Here is a 462-nt window from a genome sequence, read left to right as displayed (position 1 = left end):
AGATCAAGCGCAAGCGGGCCGACCGCAAGCAGGAGAGCAGGAAAGACAAACGCGGAGATAACGGACAAAGAGAAGGCGATCGATCGACCGGCGAGCTTCCCAAGAACCACGTCAGTCCGGGAATTCGGTAAAGAGAGCAGAAGCTTGATCGACCCCGACTCGCGTTCGCCGCTGATCGCGTTGTAGCTGATGACTAATGCGGTGAGCGGCAGGAGAGTTCCGCCGGACATTTAGGAACGCATTCGATGAAACCGTTTCGCCGGTCGGTGGTCGCACCTGATACGCGACGAAAGAGACGAGACCGAGGAACAACAGAGTCAATCCGAGTAGCCACCGGGACCGGACCGCGTCGCGGAGGTCTTTTTTTGCGATTGCGAGCACGCTCATTGGTCGCTCACCTCCTCGTTTTCGACGTCGTCTCCCGGTAGATCCCCTGAGGGCGGAGTCGATATCTGTTCATCT

1 protein-coding gene and 1 pseudogene are annotated in these 462 nt (G+C 57.8%); both read right to left on the bottom strand.

Annotated elements, in window-relative coordinates; genetic code table 11:
* On the bottom strand, positions 1 to 230 hold a 230-nt coding region (locus EXE45_RS17905), incomplete at its 3' end, for an ABC transporter permease (RefSeq protein WP_158294335.1).
* Between the two features lie 52 nt (positions 231 to 282).
* Positions 283 to 387, bottom strand: a pseudogene (locus EXE45_RS22050) (ABC transporter permease subunit); the annotation flags it as partial.
* Positions 388 to 462: the final 75 nt, after the last annotated feature.

This window comes from Halorubrum sp. SP9, assembly GCF_005435015.1.
GTDB lineage: Archaea > Halobacteriota > Halobacteria > Halobacteriales > Haloferacaceae > Halorubrum > Halorubrum sodomense.
The sequence above is the reverse complement of the archived record's forward strand: the minus strand, read 5'-3'. Positions and strand labels throughout refer to the sequence as shown.